This window comes from Mojavia sp., from assembly GCF_059505145.1.
This window is the reverse complement of record NZ_JCACKA010000074.1, coordinates 350,948-369,112: the sequence shown is the minus strand read 5'-3', so window position 1 is coordinate 369,112 and position 18,165 is coordinate 350,948. Positions and strand designations below refer to the sequence as shown.

General features: G+C 40.9%; 20 protein-coding genes, 1 tRNA gene and 1 riboswitch. Of the genes, 11 read left to right on the top strand and 10 right to left on the bottom strand.

Annotated elements, in window-relative coordinates:
- Both AC5JL8_RS20765 and AC5JL8_RS20760 read right to left on the bottom strand, forming a co-directional pair.
- A complete protein-coding gene (locus tag AC5JL8_RS20765; RefSeq protein WP_495881561.1) occupies positions 1-1,362 on the bottom strand; it encodes a hemolysin family protein in 1,362 nt (453 codons plus the stop codon).
- 211 nt (positions 1,363-1,573) lie between these two features.
- A complete protein-coding gene (locus AC5JL8_RS20760; protein ID WP_495881560.1) occupies positions 1,574-2,272 on the bottom strand; it encodes a hypothetical protein in 699 nt (232 codons plus the stop codon).
- Positions 2,273-2,460: 188 nt separating this feature from the next.
- Between AC5JL8_RS20760 and AC5JL8_RS20755 the strand changes: the two genes are divergently transcribed.
- Positions 2,461-2,533 (top strand) — tRNA-Ile (locus tag AC5JL8_RS20755).
- A gap of 150 nt (positions 2,534-2,683) precedes the next feature.
- Here the strand turns inward: AC5JL8_RS20755 and AC5JL8_RS20750 are convergent.
- Positions 2,684-3,115 (bottom strand): hypothetical protein, encoded by a 432-nt coding sequence (locus tag AC5JL8_RS20750; RefSeq protein WP_495881689.1) that lies wholly within the window; start codon positions 3,113-3,115, stop codon positions 2,684-2,686.
- Positions 3,116-3,222: 107 nt separating this feature from the next.
- On the opposite strand from AC5JL8_RS20750, the gene pyrE reads away from it, so the two are divergent.
- Positions 3,223-3,843, top strand: coding sequence for an orotate phosphoribosyltransferase (pyrE, locus tag AC5JL8_RS20745; RefSeq protein WP_495881559.1), 621 nt, complete (start codon positions 3,223-3,225; stop codon positions 3,841-3,843).
- Here pyrE and AC5JL8_RS20740 read toward each other — a convergent pair.
- Positions 3,832-3,969: a hypothetical protein gene (locus tag AC5JL8_RS20740; RefSeq protein ID WP_495881558.1), complete on the bottom strand. Its 138-nt coding sequence runs from the start codon at positions 3,967-3,969 to the stop codon at positions 3,832-3,834. The two genes, pyrE and AC5JL8_RS20740, sit on opposite strands and share 12 nt — an antisense overlap.
- 10 nt (positions 3,970-3,979) lie before the next feature.
- Here AC5JL8_RS20740 and AC5JL8_RS20735 point away from each other — a divergent pair, with 10 nt between their 5' ends.
- A complete protein-coding gene (locus AC5JL8_RS20735; RefSeq protein ID WP_495881557.1) occupies positions 3,980-4,825 on the top strand; it encodes an Rpn family recombination-promoting nuclease/putative transposase in 846 nt (281 codons plus the stop codon).
- Between the two features lie 45 nt (positions 4,826-4,870).
- Here AC5JL8_RS20735 and AC5JL8_RS20730 read toward each other — a convergent pair whose 3' ends face one another.
- Positions 4,871-5,662, bottom strand: a complete 792-nt coding sequence (locus AC5JL8_RS20730; RefSeq protein WP_495881556.1) for a DUF4058 domain-containing protein — start codon at positions 5,660-5,662, stop codon at positions 4,871-4,873.
- Between the two features lie 317 nt (positions 5,663-5,979).
- Between AC5JL8_RS20730 and AC5JL8_RS20725 the strand changes: the two genes are divergently transcribed.
- On the top strand, positions 5,980-6,144 hold the full coding sequence (locus AC5JL8_RS20725; protein ID WP_495881555.1) for a hypothetical protein: 165 nt from the start codon (positions 5,980-5,982) through the stop codon (positions 6,142-6,144).
- Between the two features lie 106 nt (positions 6,145-6,250).
- On the opposite strand, the gene thiC is transcribed toward AC5JL8_RS20725, so the two are convergent.
- The 4 genes from thiC to AC5JL8_RS20705 form a co-directional block, all read right to left on the bottom strand.
- Complete coding sequence (gene thiC / locus AC5JL8_RS20720; protein ID WP_495881554.1) at positions 6,251-7,624, bottom strand: phosphomethylpyrimidine synthase; 1,374 nt, start codon at positions 7,622-7,624, stop codon at positions 6,251-6,253.
- 9 nt (positions 7,625-7,633) lie between these two features.
- Positions 7,634-7,730: riboswitch (TPP riboswitch) on the bottom strand.
- Positions 7,731-7,956: 226 nt separating this feature from the next.
- Complete coding sequence (locus tag AC5JL8_RS20715; RefSeq protein ID WP_495881553.1) at positions 7,957-8,418, bottom strand: DUF2726 domain-containing protein; 462 nt, start codon at positions 8,416-8,418, stop codon at positions 7,957-7,959.
- Entirely contained in the window at positions 8,418-9,242 is an 825-nt protein-coding gene (locus tag AC5JL8_RS20710; RefSeq protein ID WP_495881552.1) for a hypothetical protein, read from the bottom strand. Before AC5JL8_RS20710 ends, AC5JL8_RS20715 begins: the two co-directional genes overlap by 1 nt.
- 83 nt (positions 9,243-9,325) lie before the next feature.
- The gene (locus tag AC5JL8_RS20705; protein WP_495881551.1) at positions 9,326-9,721 is read right to left on the bottom strand and encodes a hypothetical protein; all 396 of its coding nucleotides are present in this window, start codon (positions 9,719-9,721) and stop codon (positions 9,326-9,328) included.
- A gap of 113 nt (positions 9,722-9,834) precedes the next feature.
- Here AC5JL8_RS20705 and AC5JL8_RS20700 point away from each other — a divergent pair, with 113 nt between their 5' ends.
- The 4 genes from AC5JL8_RS20700 (at position 9,835) to AC5JL8_RS20685 (ending at position 16,020) form a co-directional block, all read left to right on the top strand.
- Positions 9,835-10,464, top strand: a complete 630-nt coding sequence (locus tag AC5JL8_RS20700; RefSeq protein ID WP_495881550.1) for an rRNA large subunit pseudouridine synthase E — start codon at positions 9,835-9,837, stop codon at positions 10,462-10,464.
- A 528-nt stretch (positions 10,465-10,992) separates the two neighbouring features.
- Positions 10,993-12,357: a PAS domain-containing sensor histidine kinase gene (locus AC5JL8_RS20695; RefSeq protein ID WP_495881549.1), complete on the top strand. Its 1,365-nt coding sequence runs from the start codon at positions 10,993-10,995 to the stop codon at positions 12,355-12,357.
- Between the two features lie 249 nt (positions 12,358-12,606).
- Positions 12,607-14,583: a serine/threonine phosphatase gene (locus AC5JL8_RS20690; protein WP_495881548.1), complete on the top strand. Its 1,977-nt coding sequence runs from the start codon at positions 12,607-12,609 to the stop codon at positions 14,581-14,583.
- Positions 14,584-14,748: 165 nt separating this feature from the next.
- Complete coding sequence (locus AC5JL8_RS20685) at positions 14,749-16,020, top strand: protein kinase domain-containing protein (protein WP_495881547.1); 1,272 nt, start codon at positions 14,749-14,751, stop codon at positions 16,018-16,020.
- A 67-nt stretch (positions 16,021-16,087) separates the two neighbouring features.
- On the opposite strand, the gene AC5JL8_RS20680 is transcribed toward AC5JL8_RS20685, so the two are convergent.
- Positions 16,088-16,306, bottom strand: coding sequence for a DUF4327 family protein (locus AC5JL8_RS20680; RefSeq protein WP_495881546.1), 219 nt, complete (start codon positions 16,304-16,306; stop codon positions 16,088-16,090).
- Between the two features lie 146 nt (positions 16,307-16,452).
- Here AC5JL8_RS20680 and AC5JL8_RS20675 point away from each other — a divergent pair, with 146 nt between their 5' ends.
- The 3 genes from AC5JL8_RS20675 (at position 16,453) to AC5JL8_RS20665 (ending at position 18,121) form a co-directional block, all read left to right on the top strand.
- Positions 16,453-16,659: a hypothetical protein gene (locus AC5JL8_RS20675; RefSeq protein WP_495881545.1), complete on the top strand. Its 207-nt coding sequence runs from the start codon at positions 16,453-16,455 to the stop codon at positions 16,657-16,659.
- Between the two features lie 489 nt (positions 16,660-17,148).
- The gene (locus AC5JL8_RS20670) at positions 17,149-17,544 is read left to right on the top strand and encodes a tetratricopeptide repeat protein (protein ID WP_495881544.1); all 396 of its coding nucleotides are present in this window, start codon (positions 17,149-17,151) and stop codon (positions 17,542-17,544) included.
- A gap of 43 nt (positions 17,545-17,587) precedes the next feature.
- Entirely contained in the window at positions 17,588-18,121 is a 534-nt protein-coding gene (locus tag AC5JL8_RS20665) for a class I SAM-dependent methyltransferase (protein WP_495881543.1), read from the top strand.
- The last annotated feature ends 44 nt before the right edge of the window (positions 18,122-18,165 follow it).

The window sequence follows — 18,165 nt, the reverse complement described above, 5'->3', positions numbered from 1 at the left end:
TTAAAAAGTTCTGGTGTCCACTTGCAGGCGTCGCATTTGGACTTGGTGCAAGCGTGGCCCGATAACTGAAACCACAGTGAATTCAAGATTTTGAAAGGAAAAAGTTTCACCTTTGGCGGGAATTTTCTGTAGATGGTATAGCAGAAAGCCCCCTAGTGTCTGATATTCCTTTGTTAAAGGCAAGTTTAGATCTAAGACTTCATTGAGGTCTTCTAGGTTGATTTGTGCTTGCACCAGAAATGTCTGCTCGTCTAACATCTGGATTAGCAATTCTTCAGCACTGTCAAGAACACCTGCACTACCGATGATTTCGGCAATGACATCTTGAAGTGTCACTAATCCCACAATACCGCCAAATTCATTCACCACCATTACCATAGTGGGTTTCTCTTGCTGCATCATCGGCAAGAGTTCACTTAAAAGCGTGTGTTCTGGTACAAATCGAGCAGGACGCATCCACGCTTGGATGGATGTTTCTAGAGTTAATTTCCCCACAGCTAGAGGTTGTGCCAAGTCTTTAAAGTAAACAATGCCGCGAATGTCGTCTAATGAATCTCCAATTACAGGATAGCGAGAGTGACCGCTAGAAGCCATTTCCTTGAGTAATCTTTGGAAACTGGCATCTTTAGGCAGGGCGACAATGCTGGTACGGGGAATCATTACATCTTGTGCCATAACATCCCCAAATTCAAAGACGTTATTAAGCAATTCTCTCTCTGAAAGCTGGAGTCCAGTGGATTCCCGTTCTGTAGAGATAATGAGCTGCAATTCTTCGGGAGTGACAGGTGGTCTCCAGCCTTGACCTGTGTATTCGATGCCAAATAGTCTTAACAGCCAGCGGTTTGATTGGTTGAGTATCCAAATGAAAGGGCTAAAAAAACGGACGATCGCTTTTACTGATGGCCCTAAAAATCTTGCTAGCTGTTCTGAGTACAGCATTGCTACGGATTTAGGGCATAGTTCGCCTAAAACAATTTGCAAATAGGCTATCAGAAAAAAGGCGATCGGGATTGAGAAAGAATGAGCGATAAAATTACTCATTCCTCTAGGTAAAGGCCAGGATTTTAGCCATGCATCTACCAACACGACAATGGAACTTTCACCAATCCATCCCAGTGCCAAACTAGAGAGGGTAATACCCAATTGGGTGGTAGATAGCAATCGGTCAATACTGCGTTGCAACATTTCGACAGCGATCGCGGGAATGTCACCAGCTTGGACTAACTGATGGATACGCGATCGCCTTACAGTCACCATTGAAAACTCTGCTGTAACAAAAAAAGCATTGATGGCAATCAGTAACAGCACTGTTAACAATCGCAGCCCCACATCTGTCCAAATTATGCTAGAAAAACCACTCACCGCTAAAGCTCGTGTACAACTTACGCACCCACTCTTTGATTTTGGATTTTAGATTCGGAAATTAAGAATACTATTTGCGATTTTTTTCAGTTCACAGTTCCAATACCAGTTAATGCACTAGTAAAAAGTTGTTTTTAGGACTTTTATTTGCATATAACTGAACTTCCCAGTATTCAACTCCAATCTCAACTGACATCTAAAATCGTCCTATTTACCTTTCTACAGGGATATCCCGCACCTCTAACTTCAATTGTTGAGCAGGATAATCTGTCAAAGCGAGTGATATTTTCTTGACATCATCAAGTAAAGCCGTAGGAATAATCACTGTACCTGAAAAACTTGGCCCATTTGTAGGTAATTCTGCTGGTAATCCCTCTGTACTAGCACTGAGAGTTCGTCCTTTATCATCAGTAACATCTAAAAAACTATACAGGAAGCGCACAGAATCAGCACCTTTATTCTGCATTTTTACTCTCAGTAGTAAATCTCCGCCAGAGTAGCGAACAGATTGTACAGCTAGAGTTACACCTTTATTGACAGCGGTAACTGGAAATCCTTTTTGGGGTTTTTCTTCTACTTCTTGGGGTTTTTCCTCTGGCTTTTGCTTAGTATTACTGATCTCCTCATCGTCTTCGTCTAATTTTTCCGATTTAGCAGCCTTGGTTTTACCCTCAACTCGGGCCTTGACAATTTTGAGGATTTCTTCTTCTCTCAATAGCGCTAAGTTTGCTTGTTGCGAGTTAGCGGACTTACCGCTGGTAAATTTGGTTGTGGGACGACCATCAGGCGTTGTTATACCTTTGAGTGCTGAACTCCCTAGAGTAAATCCCAAAAACGCACTCACAGAACCTGCGCCCAACATTAGGGTTAATAAAAATAACGTAAGAAGTACAGTCGAATTTAGTTTCATCACTGACAAGCTATTGCACAAAAATGCTGGTCTATTTAAACTTATTGAAGCTGATTAGCTCAAGCCTTAAAATAACTTAGTCAATATTAGTCTGTATGATTTCATAATAAAATTATGTAATAAAAAATCTGGTAAACTATCTTCGAGGGTACACGAGCTGGTGAAAACACGCTACAATTAAAAATCGACCAGGGTTGGCCGAGCGGTTGAGGCAGCGAACTCATAATTCGCCCAAGGCAGGTTCAACTCCTGCACCCTGGATTAAATTAGTATATAGTTTTGAGTGCTGAGTTCTGAGTTACCTAATAATTCAATTCTAATGAACTCCAAGCTCTTTGTTGTGGTTAAAACCTCAGACTCATTCTTAGTCTTAACTTTTAATTTTTGCTCACTACTCAGCACTCAGTAATATTACCGGGGTGGTACAGTCTCAAACCGGAATTCTGTGCCGACCTTGAGCTTATCAGCGTTGTTGCGAGGAGACATCAGCAGCGATGTACCATAAGGATTAGGTAAATCTGGGGTACGGATATATGGATCGTTACCAACTTGCTGAGTTAGCATATCCCGATAAACCCCATTGATCAAATCACCATCGCTAGCAATTTCATTTTCTGGGAAGGAAGTTGAGAAAGAACCAAATCCTAGAAAAGAATCTAGTTGACGCTTGACGCTGGTATTTTCATAGAAATTGCGATCGTGTTGAAAATAAGCTCGTTCAATTGCATCATTAGGCGTTTCATAATTAGGTGTTTGCGTTTCGGCGATCGCAACGGAAGGAAAAGCAATACCAGCTGCTACTAGCACCAATAAACCACTTAAGGTTTTAAATTTTCTACCCATACCCATGTTTATTACTCCTCAATTTCTGGGCGAAACTTAATTTATGCTTAAATTCAGAACTCTAATGAGTTCAACCTTTGGTGTAGCACAACTTTTAATGTTTTGTAATGACTTATTCTACTGAAACCACTACCCACTCGGATATGTGGGCCGCTGATGCTGATTTGACGACCCTACGCTACAAATTACTAGATTTATTTTGCCAACTTGCTTATCAAGAGGGTGATTTTGTTCTCTCTTCTGGATTACGTAGTTCTTATTACGTGAACAAGACACAGGTAACACTCCATCCCCAAGGCGCTTTAGCTGTAGGACGTTTGGTTTTTCCTTTGTTACCTGCTGATACCCAGGCGGTGGCTGGTTTAACATTGGGTGCTGATCCAATTGTGACAGCAGTAAGTGTGGTTTCTGTCTATGAAAACCGACCGATTCCAGCTTTGATTATTCGTAAAGAAGCCAAAGGTTATGGAACAAGGGCATATATTGAAGGTCCTCTTTTGCCAGAAGAAGCGAAAGTAGTGGTTTTAGAAGATGTAGTTACCACAGGACAATCTGCTTTAAAAGCAGTTGGCCGCCTCAAAGAAGCAGGTTATACCGTTGAACAAGTAATTGCACTGGTAGATCGCCAGCAAGGTGGAGCAGAATTGTATGAGTCAGCTGGGTTGAAGTTTGAAGCTTTATTTACGATCGCGGAGATTCAACAGCGGTATCGGGAATTAGGAATTTAGTTGAGTGATGAAGGATGCGATCGCAAAATAGCTTTGTTGGCGACTTTTCAATAAAGTTTGCTTGCGATCGCGTTTTTTGATATCCCAATTACTACTAGTAGTATGAACTTCTGAACATAAGTGCATCTACAATACAATGGCAAAATCCGCAGATGTCAGCACAAAACGCTTGATTAGCCTCGCACCAGATAACTGGGTAAAATGGGTTACAGGAATTCCAGATATTACAGCAGGGGAAATACTCAACTCAGAATTTCAGTGGATAAGTCGAGAAAGTGACGTTTTAATTCGTGTAAAAAATCCCCAGTACGGTAATTTTCTCGTTCTTAATGAACTACAACTGCGTCCATCACCAGAAATGTCACGGAGAATGCGTGCTTATGCAGCACTTGCAGAAGAAAAATATAAATTGCTGACGTATCCTGTATTAATCAACATTCTAAAAACTGGTGATGTTGAAATACCTACAACTTATGAATCGAATATTGCTGGTTTGCGGGCAATTCAAGATTATCGCGTCATCAATTTGTGGGAAGTTGATGTAAATATTGCTTTTGATCAACCTTTACCATCCTTACTCCCTTTTGTCCCAATTCTCAAAGGTGGTGAAAATGAATCAACAATTAGAGAAGCGTTACAAATTCTCCGGGCTGATGAACAGCTAAACCAACTTGAGACGGTTTTAGCATTTTTTGCTACGTTTGTATTAGAAAGCACCCTAGTTCAAGAAATCATGAGGTGGGATATGGCTGTATTGCGCGAACCGCCTTGGTATAACGAAATTGAGCAGCGTGGAGTAGAACGCGGACGACGGGAAGAGTTATTTTCAAGTATTGAATTACTATTAGAGATCAAGTTTGGTAGCGCAGGTTTAGAATTGATGCCAATAATTGCTCAAGTTAATGATTTGGAAAGATTAAAATTGATTCAACAAGCGATTAAAACTGCAAATTCAGTTGAGGATTTACGACAACTGCTGTAGTGCAGGGTGATCGTATTCCTAATCATTTCATCTGCAAATGTGTAACTAAGCAGTATGAATCGGAATTCGCTGTTCTCGGCAAGTCCGCTCATAAATACCATCTAATTCTACGGGTAAGCAAATTTCACCATGCAACCACAATGGCAAAGTCGGTAACGCACAGCCTACAGTTAGTTTTTCTTGCCAAATATCTAATTTATACTGCCCATTTTGCTGGATGGGTCGATAAGCCGTAGCATAAAGTTCAGCGTTAAACAGTAATGCATTAGTTTCTGCGACACGGGTTAATAATTCATTGTGGAGATTTGTCTTGCGTTCAGTCACAACATCAACAATAACCAAACCAATACCCTGTCGTAAATAGGTTTCACATTTAGAAACAAAAGCATTGCGATGAGTAGAACGGTCTTTATTTGCAGGACTTACTAATTCTATTGCTCCAGCTAAAATAGGGCCAGCTTCAGTATTAAAAATATTTATTTCTACTGTTTCATCTGTAGGTAGAAAAGCTATTGTTTGAGCAGGTGGTGGAGGCATCCAAATACTATCAATATCTTTTGATTCCTGCCATGACTCTTCAAAAGCTGCTATATCAATTTCAATGCCAAATTGTACATTTGGTTCAGCAAAGTAGCCCTCTGGCAATTTAGCGTTTAAATCAGATGCAATATAAGTCGCCCAGGCGTTATGAAATGCGTGCCAGTGACGGCGAACTGAGAGTGGTGGACGAAAATGGTCTTGCAGCATCATTGTCTCTACATTCGCAATTTCAGTAATTATCCACAAACAAACGTAAATAAAAGAATTCGTCAATAACTGTAATAACTCGGAAGCCACATTCCGTAACAGCAGGTCATGATGTTATTAAAGAAGCAATGTTATTTGGTTGTGTATTTAAGAGCATTCATCTGGAAGTATTTTCACTATGCCATTAAAACAACCTACTATATCTGTGGTGGTAAACTTTACCAACTTTTCAGCTAAATTAGTTACTTTATTAAGTGCTTTTTATTTTTGGCTATAAATTCTAAAAATTCATCTCGTCGCTACAGACAAATCAATCCTTACAGTCCTGTTATACCAATTCTCTAAAATTTGGCAACAAATTCAAATCTAGAACCCTAGATGCTATCGGAATTTCGTAATTACGAATTATGAATTACGAATTACGAATTGGTATTAGACCACCATATCAGTATGTAGGTTATTGTCGCTGCCCTTACGACCTAGATCCAAGAGGATATGAATGTGGAGATAGGTCAGCGTATGTGAGAACTGGAGGATCTGAACCAGTATGCTATTTTGGTGATCTTCGTTAATTTTATGTAAACGTGTCCACAGATTTTACAAGAAATAAATTAGTCCAAAAAATTTGGCTTTTTTGTATACCCTCAGATTTTTAATCTGAGGGCTATTGGTTATTAATTAACTTTGTGTGACAGCTTCTTTCGCCAAGAACTTCTCTAGTTCTGTTAGTGCATCAGCATCAACTTTGGTTTGCATTGGACAGAACTTGGGGCCGCACATAGAACAAAACTCAGCAGTTTTATAGATATCTGCTGGCAGAGTTTCGTCGTGGTATTCCTTGGCTCTTTCTGGATCGAGGGATAACTCAAATTGACGGTTCCAATCAAAGTTATAACGGGCTTTGGAGAGTTCATCGTCTCTGTCCCTTGCACCTGGGCGATGTCTAGCGATATCCGCCGCATGGGCCGCTATCTTATAGGCAATTAAGCCATTTCGTACATCTTCGGCATCGGGCAATCCTAAGTGTTCTTTGGGCGTAACATAGCACAACATTGCTGTACCGTACCAACCAGCCATTGCAGCCCCAATAGCTGAGGTGATGTGGTCATAACCAGGAGCAATATCGGTTACCAATGGCCCCAGCACATAAAAAGGTGCTTCAGAACACTCTTCCATCTGCTTGCGGACGTTGAACTCAATTTGATCCATTGGGACGTGTCCAGGCCCTTCTACCATCACCTGTACGTTATCTTCCCAGGCTTTACGAGTTAGCTGTCCGAGGGTTTTAAGTTCAGCTAATTGTGCGGCATCTGAGGCATCATGGGTGCAGCCAGGGCGCAGGGAATCCCCCAAGCTAAAAGAGACATCGTATCTCTTGAAAATTTCAATGATGTCGCGGAAGTGCGTATAAAGAGGATTTTGTTTGTGATGATGTAGCATCCACCGTGCTAGAATACCACCGCCACGAGAGACAATACCTGTGATCCGGTCTCTTACTAAAGGCAAATGCTCAATTAAAATTCCGGCGTGGATGGTTTGATAGTCTACCCCTTGCTGGGCGTGTTTTTCGATGACGTGGAGAAAGTCATCAGGGGTAAGCTTTTCAATTGTGCCGTGAACGCTTTCTAAAGCTTGGTAAACTGGCACTGTGCCAATAGGAACGGGTGAAGCGTTAATGATAGCGGTACGAATTTCATCCAAGTTACCGCCACCTGTGGACAAGTCCATCACGGTATCAGCACCGTACTTCACGGCTAGTTTTAGCTTATCCACTTCTTCCTGAAGATTGGAAGAGTTGGGAGAAGCCCCGATATTAGCATTTACCTTACATTTAGAGGCAATGCCAATGCACATCGGTTCTAGGTTGGTGTGATTAATGTTAGCAGGGATAATCATCCGCCCCCGCGCCACTTCCTCTCGAATGAGATCGGCGGGGAGATTTTCCCGCTGGGCGACGTAATGCATTTCTTCGGTGATAACACCGTGACGTGCGTAGTGCATTTGAGTTACATTGCTCTGCCCACGCCGCTTGGCAACCCATTCTGTCCGCATATTTTTGAAATCCTCGATAAACAGCTTCCCTCCGCTGGTATTACCCAGACTCAGGTGTTAAGGGTGTGATCTCAGCCTAGTTATTCAGGCACCCCTAGCATGGATGTAGATTGTACCACCTTGCTTGTGGCTGGGAACAAGAGGGTTAACAATTCCTGAGAATGCGGGCGGTGATGGATATTAAGCAGTTCGCTGCTTTTGCTCAATAATGTCTAAGACTGCCAGTTGCTATATTTATTCTCTTGCTATTTGCATAAATCATTTTTGTTCGCGCAAAGGCGCAAAGGCGCAAAGAAAAGCGCGCAAAACACCTAAATGTACTAATCTGTAAATTAAATATTAGCAAAAACAGATTGCTCACAATACTTTTTAATTAGGGCTTTGGCATTCTCACGCCGTTCTCCTGTGAATAAGTTAAATACTACTTCTTCATCTTTAGAGTAAAGATGCAAGAGTCCAAAATCTCTCACTCTTGAATAAAGTAAGGGAACGCCAGCAAGAGTAAGTAAAGTTGCCTTTTTACGATCGCGCTCTTTTGCTTCAAGTGAGTCATGATATGAAGACTGGAAATCTACAACTAAACAAGGTTTGTAATCATAGTCTGTTATTAAAGCATCTACACTAGAGCTAAAGAAAAAATTTTTAAGTTCCCAGTCAAGGTTGCTATTTAGTTCACAGAATTGGGATAAGCTTACTTGTGTATGAATTTTAAAATTATCCTCAACGCAGGTTTGCAGAAACTCCAGCATCCTTTCTTCGTAAAGATTGACCAATCTTTTGGTTTTTAAAGACATTACTGTTGCTCCATTAGGATTTTTGCAAAATAACTAATAAATTCTTCAAGAACCTCTTTATAACCAATACATACCTGCCATGCATAAGGAAAAAGTTTATCTTCATGAATTATTAGATAGCTACTAATGTCACCTAAATGTTCGATTTTGAACTCTTCAGGTGACATCGATACTATTCCACCCCAATCAACACCATCATCATCGATATAATTTTCATAACTATTTAATGAAAAACTACCTTGAACTTCACCCTTCAAACTATTTGGGTAGGAAACTTGCATTGAATCCAAAAATATGTCTTCTTTACTAGGTAAAACCCAAAACCTACCTAAAATATTTGTTTTATACTGTTCAAAATGATCTCCACGATCTATTAATATTCCTTCAGTCTCACAAGTAAGTTCCAAAATTTCTTGTTGAAATACGTTTTTAGGAATAGAAATACATAACCCTTCCTTTCGTTGAGCTAAAACAAGTTGATAACGTTTAGCTCCTTTTCCAGGATTTTTAAGTCGATATCCTATATATTGAGATGTCCGATTCTCCTCGAACTTGTCGTAAAAACCAAGTCTCTCCAGCATATTGATAGCCAAAGACAGCAAATCTTCTCCACCTTGAATTACTTGAATATTTGTTGAAATCAAGCGTGGAACGCCGTTTTCTACCTCAAAACGCTGGATGACATCGTATATTATTTTTAACATTGCTAATTTCCATAAACCTTGGCTAAGGTTTATGGAAATAGTGTAACGTGTATTTCTAAGTTTTCCAATAGCCTTGGCTAAGATTTTTAGATTTCGCAGATAGATGCTAATTCCCGCCATGACTTGCAGCCTTGGGAAAAGCAAATACTATGACTATGCTGAAGGCGACGCACGGCACTCCTCGCACCTTCAACCAAAAGCTTCTAAATACTGGATATCACGAGGCGATCGCCTTGTTGAAACTTCATCCACGCCTGCCGTAAACTATCGGGAGCAGGTTTTTTGGCATTCTTAACAGAAAAAGTGCCATTGGCAATCACAGCGGCGCGTTGTCGAGCTACTAATGTGCTAAACTCCTCATCACCACTAGTCTTCTGAGTAGTATTAGCAAAAGGTGCATTATTCGCCAAACCTATAGTAATAAAGCTTTTGGGGTCGGTGAGGTCGATAACAGTTTGATAAAACGAGATACCATTGACTTTACCCTTCTTCACTTGTACGGTTTGAGCAGCAACGGGTAGTGCCAGTGTCAATCCTTGTGCCAGGGTAGCACCTCCCAGAAACAAGAAAGACCGCCGAGATATTTTGAAACTTGGCATAGTTTACTCTTGGCTATATTGTTTCTCTTAAAATGCCCAAACCCTTGCATAATTTGGTACGCAGCACTGATAAGTTACTGAGAGAGAGTTGAGGAAATAAGCACAGAAGGATAATGACTTCTAACTATAGATATATTATTTTTTACAAACCTTATGGTGTCCTCAGTCAGTTTACACAGGAAACTCCCAAACACAGCACCCTCAAAGACTATATCCTGGTTCCTGATGTGTATCCTGTGGGACGTTTAGACTGGGACAGTGAAGGGTTACTACTGTTGACCAACAACGGGCAATTGCAACATCGCCTTGCTAATCCTCAGTTTGGGCATAAACGTACTTATTGGGTACAGGTAGAACGAATTCCTGATGCTGCTGCTATAAAGAAATTGCAAACTGGTGTGAAGATTCAAGATTACCGCACTCGACCAGCAGAGGTACGCTTATTGTTAGAAGAACCAACTATTGGCGATCGCAATCCACCAATCAGATTTCGCAAAAATGTACCAACAGCTTGGCTAGAAATGACTTTAACTGAGGGAAAAAACCGTCAGGTGCGCCGGATGACGGCGGCTGTAGGGTTTCCTACTTTGCGACTGATCAGGGTAAGCATTGCCCACCTAAAATTAGATGGACTACAACTAGGTGAGTGGCGAGACCTGAGTTGCTCTGAAATAGAATTCCTGCATAATCTGCCTAAAACAGGTGGAATAGCGAACAAAGCCAAGACTTCAGCATTATTTTGAAAAGTACTTAGTTCTTACTATCATTTAAATTTCAGGTTAACCCATTCTTAATGCTGAAACTAGTAGCTGGATTTAAATCAACTCCATGATGAAAATCGCCGCTCAAAAATTGTCTGTAGCTAGTAGTGAGTAAAACGAAAGATTAACTATTGGTACTAACGATGAAAACCAACGTCTAAATTCATACTTAGCTAATTTATCTACCCCCATTATGATATTAATTTACTAAGTATTTGGCTGTGACTTTTTCTCAAGTTCTGACCGAGCTAGACTTTACAAATTTAAATGTTTTTATAGTGTATCTGCCATCTCATTACTTTTTAGTAAAAGCCGAAATCCGCGGATTGCTACATAATTTAGTCAGTAATTTTGAGCTAAAAAATTAATCCTGCAAAAACAGTGGTTAACAATTATTAACTAAGTTTTTCTTTGCACCTTTGAACCCAAATTGATCCAAAAGAAGTATAATAATATTTTTTTATTCCTGCCCTGTCTAAATCAGCCCTTGGGTGCAAATAATTAACTCTTATGAGCCGTAATCAGCAATCGATCTGGCATAACACTCACCAACAACAAGATATTGTAGCTGCAACACCTGCACGCTTGGAACTTGTGCCTGAACGAGCCTGCGATTTAGAACTTTGCACAGCAGAAACTCTGCGTCGTACCCAAGAGGAACTCTTGTTATATCGTAGGCTTTATGAAAATATCCCTTCTGTGTATTTCAGTTTGGATATTACAGGAATAATTTTATTTGTAAACCAGTTCGGTGCAAACTGTCTTGGTTACACTCCAGAAGATTTGATTAATCAACCTATTTTTAATTTATTCGCATCGTCAGACAGACAAAGATTATCTGATGCATTGATGAGGTTATTAAAGGCCTCGCCTAAGAGTGAAGTTGTTAGTTGGGAGTTTCGTTTAAACTGCCCTGCCAGTAAGATTTTATGGGTAAAAATCGTGGCGCGTCTATTACCTGATGGGAATGGACAATATCTTTCAGATCCTAACCTTGCTGATAAGTCCTCTCGGAAAAATCCGGTCATTCTCCTAGTTTTTGAAGACATCACTGCTCACAGGCAGGCGGAAGATGCTTTCCGAGAAAGTGAACAGCGCTTTCATAAAGCAGTGCAAGCGCAGTTAGAGGAGATGGAAAGCCTCAACCGTTTAAAAGATGAATTTCTGAGTACAGTGTCGCATGAACTACGCACGCCACTAACTAATATGAAAATGGCGATCCAAATGCTAGGAATCGCATTAGATCGAGAGCAAAACTTTTTGTCGGAAATGGCGAAGCCACAAGCACAACGTTCCAAAGCTGCTCGCTATTTTGAAATTTTAGATAATGAGTGCGATCGCGAAATTAATCTGATTAGTAACTTTTTGGATTTGCAACGGTTAGATACAGGCGCTAAACCTTTGGTACTGGAAACTCTTGAAGTACAGCAATGGCTTTGGCGGGTGGTAGAGCTATTTAAAGCCCGCAATCGCAATTCTTGCCAGCAAAACTTGCACCTTAACGTAGCTCCCAATCTTCCCCCACTCATGTGCGACCCATTCAGTTTAGAACGCATTTTGATAGAACTGCTCACTAATGCCTGTAAATTCAGTCCTCCAAATGCAGAAATCACTGTTTGCGCCCAACGGAAATCCCGTACTATTCAATTTCAGGTAATCAATTCTGGTGTAGAGATTCCTACTTCAGAACTACCACACATTTTCGACAAATTTTATCGCATTCCCAGTAACGACCCTTGGAAACAAGGTGGTACAGGATTAGGTTTAGCATTGGTACAGAAACTCACCAAACACTTAGGAGGAACAATCGAGGTCGAAAGTGGGTCAAATCGTACTTCTTTCGCTATCCAACTTGCTCTAAGTAGTGAGGCGTAAAAGAAGAAGATGAGGAGGATGAACTTAAATCCCCTGCTCCCTCATCCCCCAATTCGCGCCTTTAGGAAGAATTGGCTTGCTGACATCGGAAATATTTAGCTAATATGCGTCACAATTAATACTGCCACCAAAATTCACTGGTAAAACCACAATCTTTTATAGGTCTACTGTAGGCAGGGACAGTCAGTTGTGGCACTTTGGATCTTAGTGGCTAGAAGCACCTTGGAACGGGAATAAGGAACTTCCACTATGCTGATTTGCCCTCAGTGTAAATTTGAAAACTTCAATACCAACAAATTTTGTCAAAACTGTGGTACGTCCTTGACCTACAAGGTCTGTTCTGAATGTAGTACCGATGTACCTGTAAACGCCCAACATTGCCCTAACTGTGGTGCAGACTGCGGAACAGTGTGGTGGGCAATTATTGCTCACAAAGGAACTGGGGATGAAGGAGAAGAGAAATTGAGGGAACAAGGAGATGAAGAAAGCTACCTTCATTTCTCCATCTCTCTATCAAAATTCTCAGTCGGCTCTTATTTAGATCAAGAGCAGCGCTATCAGATATTAGAACCGCTACCCAACCCAGAAGAATTCACTGCTAGTACTGAGGTGTGCATTAGAGTTCTAGACTGCCAACCTTATCAAATTTCGCCCCTTGAGGCAATGATAGAAAATCAGCAACAGGGGGTAGTTACACCATCAGTAGAGGCAAGTGGAATTCCCAGCTTTGCTAAACCTTATATCGCCTTACAATCTCTGGGTCACTCAGGGATACCGCCAATTCACGACGCATGGCAGCAGGGTGATATGCAGGTGGTGCTTATCCAAAACCGCTCGGATTGGCCGTATTTACTTGATCTGTGGCAAGACAACACAACCAGTTCGTTACAAATTTTACACTGGTGTTATCAGATGACCCAACTTTGGGTATTACTAGAACCAGTGAATTGTCTTCCAAGTATTTTAGAACTGTCGAATCTGCGATTGGATGAAGATCAAACACTATCGCTAGGGCGTTTATATGTGGAACCATTGAATAGTCAGCCAGTTGCTGTACCAACAACGGCAGAAGACGAAACGTCTGCTCAACAAGGTCAACCGTTAACCATCACCACATTGGGGCAAGTATGGCAGGCGTTATTTAGACATTCCCAGCGCACTCAGTTTGGCTCTATAGTCCAGATGTTGGCAGATTTAGAGATAGGTAAAATTGAAACGATCGCCCAGTTGCGATCGCGTTTGGAGGAGATGGCTATGGAATTAGAAGAACCTACCACACAACCTTCTCTTCCAACGGAGGAGAAATACACCACCGCACCAACAACCTTGCAACTGAATGAGTTAGTAGAAGATTCTGATATCAAAAATGACGATTTGCCAACAATTGTGCTGCCAATGCAATTAAGCACTTTGGAAGATGCAGGACGCACTGATGTAGGACGTCAGCGACATCACAACGAAGATTACTTTGGCATTGAGACAAAACTTAATAAATTAGAGTTACCTAAAAGTAGAATTTTACAAGCGCGAGGTTTGTATATTCTCTGCGATGGTATGGGGGGACACGCCGGAGGCGAGATAGCCAGTGAGTTAGCAGTCAACACTCTACGGCAATATTTTGAAGAAAACTGGATTGCTAACCAGCTGCCAACAGAAGAGAGTATTCGTGAGGCAGTATATTTAGCTAATCAGGCAATTTACAATCTCAATCAAAAAGATGCCCGTTCTGGAGTCGGGCGCATGGGTACTACCCTAGTGATGCTCTTAATTCAAGATAGTCATGCAGCGGTAGCACACGTGGGAGATAGCCGCCTCTATTGCCTGACTCGCAAGCGAGGGCTGGAACAAATGACGGTAGATCACGAAGTTGGTCAAAGGGAAATTGCTAGAGGAGTGGAAGCAAGCATAGCTTATGCCCGTCCGGATGCTTATCAACTCACCCAAGCATTGGGGCCGCGTGATGAAAACTCGATTAATCCCAGTGTGGAGTTCTTCGAGATTAATGAAGATACTCTCTTCATCCTGGCTTCGGATGGTTTATCGGATAATGATTTATTAGAAATACATTGGCAGAATCACTTACTTTCTCTGCTGAGTTCTGGTACTAACTTGGAAGGAGGCGTTACAGACTTAATTGATTTGGCAAACCAATACAACGGTCATGACAATATTACCGCTATCCTTATCCGGGCAAAAGTACGCCCAAATTTGGAAAGTCCAAAATAAATCGGGGCTGGGGGCTGGGGATAGGGGACTAGGGACTGGGAAAAAGCAGCTTGTGCAGGGGAGCAGAGGAAAAAAACTTCTTTAATCCCCAATGCCCAATCCCCAATCTCCAATGCCCAATCCCTAATCCCTAATCCCTAATCCTTTCACCTTTTAGGTTGTATTGTGGTTACTCTAACGCTACTAGAACCGCAACAAAAAACGCTGCTTCAGCAATGGTATTTTGAAAACTCCACCGTAATTCGGATTGGTCGAGCGGCGGATAATGACGTTGTGTTAACTGATAGTTTGGTTTCTCGCCATCATCTAGAACTCAAGAAAGTTGGTTCTGGCAGCAATAGTGCTTCATGGCAGGTGATTAATCACGGCACGAATGGCACTTTCCTTAATGGCGTGCTTGTGACTCAGAGCCAATTGCCAGATGATTGCCTCCTGCAACTAGCGCAGGGAGGCCCATTACTAAGGTTTGAAATTCAGGAAATAACTGCACCTGATTCTTGGTTACAGTGGCAAGAAAACCTTGGCTCAACGGAAAAAACTACTCCCACGCCAATTTCATTAACAAAAAACCCTTCAAATTGCACCCATGAAGGTAACTCTCCTAACAACCTATTTTGCATTCATTGTGGTCAACCCCTCTCGGTGCAAAAGACTATTCGCCAGTATCAAGTATTGCGAACTTTAGGGCAAGGAGGCATGGGTACTACTTATTTAGCTTGGGATGCAATGGGAGTGACAACAGAGCATCCACAACTACTGGTGTTAAAGCAGATGAACGCCGATATGGTGAAAATTGCTAAGGCCCAAGAATTATTTGAGCGGGAGGCACATACTCTTAAATCCCTTAACCATAGTGGAATTCCCAAGTATTATGATTTTTTTGTTGAAAATGGAAAAAAATACCTGGCAATGGAATTAGTCCATGGACAGGATTTAGAAAAACGAATTTATACTACAGGCCCAGTGATACCAAGCCAAGCGATCGCCTGGATGATCCAAACCTGCGATATTTTAGGCTATTTGCATAGTCAGCAACCACCACTGATTCACCGGGATATAAAACCGGCTAACCTGATGGTGCGAAATTCTAATAATCACATAGTAGTGCTAGATTTTGGCGCTGTTAAGGAAATTGGTACAGCACCAGGTACTCGGATTGGCGCAGAAGGTTACTGCGCTCCTGAACAGGAACGAGGACAACCCCTGACTCAATCTGATTTATATGCGATTGGGCCAACCTTAATTTTTTTGCTCACAGGTGAAAACCCTTTCAAGTTTTACCATCAACGTGGGCGAAGTTTTAGGTTTGATGTTGCTAGTGTTCCGACTATTACTCCCAAATTAAGAGAGATTATCGACCGCGTTACAGAACCGTTGCCACGCGATCGCTATCAAACCGCACAGGAACTAGCTATGGCATTAGCTACTTGCCAATAAAGGTACTAGAAATTGGGTAGATAAGAATATTCCTAATACCTAATACCCAGCCCCTGATACCCAATCCCTATTCTTCATCCCAAGCTTCTACAGCTAGCAACTCACTAATTGGGTCTTGCATAGTAAATCCAAAATCCAATAGTTCCTGTTTCCAGTGCGGCCATTCATTGCCATAGAGCAGAGCGATTTTCCAAATGCTATCATTTGGCTTGATAATATTAGATTCCACGAGTGATTGCACGTTACGCTGCAATTTCACCATTGGGTGAATTACTTGCTGAGTCATAACCTCGATTCAATTCAGATTTTGTTTGCTAAATACTTAATCAAAACTGCTTTCCGTTCTGCAATTGTTACCGATGCGTAGAGCGTTATACTTTTGGGCAAAGCTAGTCTTAACTTTTTAACTATACCACAACTAACTCTACTAAGTTGCTAGCGAATTCGGTTTTGTACGGTAATTACCACCACACAATACCAACTCCGCCGAACTCTCATCGCCAACACCAAACACAAAAATTAGCCGTCCTGACAATTGCATTGGTAGCACAAGCTAAGACGGCTTGTGAGATTGTATTTGTTTTATTTACCAAAATGCGTTTGATTTTTGAAAAACCCATAGAATACGGGCTGTTTTGAAGTTTTTTGATTAAGGGTAAAAGAATTTTACCGCTCTATTTAAATGTTATATACATTATCGCAAACATCTGAGGTCAGGCAATCTTATTGGAAAACTTTATATAAATTTAATATTGCCAACAGGAATATATCTGTGAGTTATGTAATTTTCTGGCTTAAGACGGTGGCGAGATGAAGAGATATAACTCAATTACCTCACCTAAATTCTATTTTTCGCAACCTTGCATTACTTAGTGTCTTGAAATACAGGAATTGTTGTAATCAGGAAGTGAAAGCTGCAAATGCCTTGTAATGAGCCAGAGCGATCGCAGGACACAATGTAAGTGTGAAATTGACATAGCACAAAGCTCAACTTAGTGTCCAGAGTCAGCTTTTAAATTTTGTGTAAAACATTTATAGCCAAGATGATAGTTTCTGTGGAAGAGTGGGTATCCTCATAACGGGAGGATGGCTAATCCTTAAGTAATTACCACAGCATCTACATAAAATATGGGTTCATCGGAAGATTATCTGATTGCTCGCAGCAAGCAGATTAAGCGGCGACAAAAAATTTTGACGTTAGTATCAATTGTGTCGTTTTTTGGTTCTACGGCATTTGCAGCGATTCCGGCGATACAAAAGGCTATTCAGCCTCAGTCACCAACAGTAGTTGCATCTCCAGATAATTCATTAGAAACACAGGCAAAAGGTTTTGAGTTGGTTTTACAACGAGAACCAGAGAACCCAGTGGCGCTGGAAGGGCTAGCAAATATACGAATACAGTTGAAGGATACTCAAGGTGCAATTCAGCCTTTGGAAAAGTTGGTGAAATTACGCCCTGAACGACAAGAGTACAAAGTGATGTTAGAGCAGCTGAAGAAAGAACAAGGCAAGAGCGATCGCTGAAGAATTACAACACTTGTTCTATAGGCAATTTAATCAAACAGTAATGGCTATGTTACAACCCCTAAAAGACTTAGAAATATTTTATCAACAAGATGATCCTTGGCAATATGAAAACACGCCTGATGATAAAAAAAGAAAAGAAATAATTTTAAGTGAAATTCCTAATAAAGATTATAAAAATGTTCTCGATATAGGTTGCGGGCATGGCTTTATTACAAGAGATCTGCCGGGAAAAAATATATTGGGAGTAGATATCTCATCTAATGCAATCATTCAAGCAAAAAAACATGAAACTACCAATCTTAAATTTATTCAATCTTCAATTTTTGATATTCCTAAAAAAACGTCAGTCAAGTTCGATTTAATCATTATAACTGGTGTCTTATACCCTCAATATATTGGTAGTTCGCACAATCTTATATATCTAATTATAGATCAACTAATAGTAGATAATGGTATTCTTATATGCTGCCATATTGATGATTGGTATAGAACTCGCTTCTCTTATTTAATGCTTGAATATTACTTATTTGAATACAGACAATACACTCAAAGATTGGAGATTTACGTAAAATGACTATTCTAATGTATCACAAAGTTTCTCTAGATAACCCGACGATG